The 831-nt window shown below is 62.9% G+C and carries 1 protein-coding gene; it reads right to left on the reverse strand.

Going from position 1 to position 831, the window contains the following annotated elements:
• The coding region (locus EOD15_RS34965; protein WP_148129839.1) for an ATP-binding cassette domain-containing protein at nt 1-682 on the reverse strand (682 nt) is incomplete at its 3' end.
• Between the last annotated feature and the right edge of the window lie 149 nt (nt 683-831).

Raw genomic sequence — 831 nt, forward strand, 5'->3', positions numbered from 1 at the left:
CCTTGTTGACGATGCGGTTCATGAACTCGCGATCGTGCGAGGTCATCAGCAGCGCGCCGTCATAGTTTTTCAGGAAGGATTCCAGCCAGATCAGGCTTTCCAGGTCGAGATGGTTCGACGGCTCATCGAGCAGCATGGCGTCGGGCCGCATCAGCAGGATGCGGGCCAGCGCCACGCGCATCTTCCAGCCGCCGGAAAGCTTTCCGACATCGCCGTCCATCATCTCCTGCGAAAAGCCGAGACCGTCCAGCACTTCGCGGGCGCGGCCATCCAGCGCATAACCGTCGAGTTCCTCGAAGCGGTGCTGCGCCTCGCCATATTTTTCGATGATCTCGTCCATCTGGTCGGCCTGCTCGGGATCGGCCATGGCCGCCTCGAGGGCTGCCATTTCGGCCGCGACTTCGCTGACAGGCCCGGCGCCGTTCATCACTTCGGCGACAGCGCTGTGGCCTTCCATGTCGCCCACATCCTGGCTGAAATAGCCGATGGTGACGCCGCGATCGACCTGCACCTGGCCTTCGTCGGGCTGCTCCTGCCCGGTGATCATGCGAAACAGCGTCGTCTTGCCGGCGCCGTTCGGCCCGACGAGGCCGACCTTCTCGCCCTTCTGCAGGGAGGCCGACGCTTCGATGAAGACAAGCTGACGGCCGTTCTGCTTGCTGATGCTTTCAAGTCTGATCATGCGGTGTCCGGGCTATATGCTTGCGTGAAAGGATTTGCCCGGCGCCTTACGCGAAGGATGGCCGCAAAGAAAGAGGCGCAAGCGCCGCATACAGCGGAACGCCCTTGCCTTCCCCCCTTGTGGGGGAAGGTGGATCGGCGCGTCAGCGC

Source organism: Mesorhizobium sp. M7A.T.Ca.US.000.02.2.1 (genome assembly GCF_003996995.1).
Taxonomy (GTDB): domain Bacteria; phylum Pseudomonadota; class Alphaproteobacteria; order Rhizobiales; family Rhizobiaceae; genus Mesorhizobium.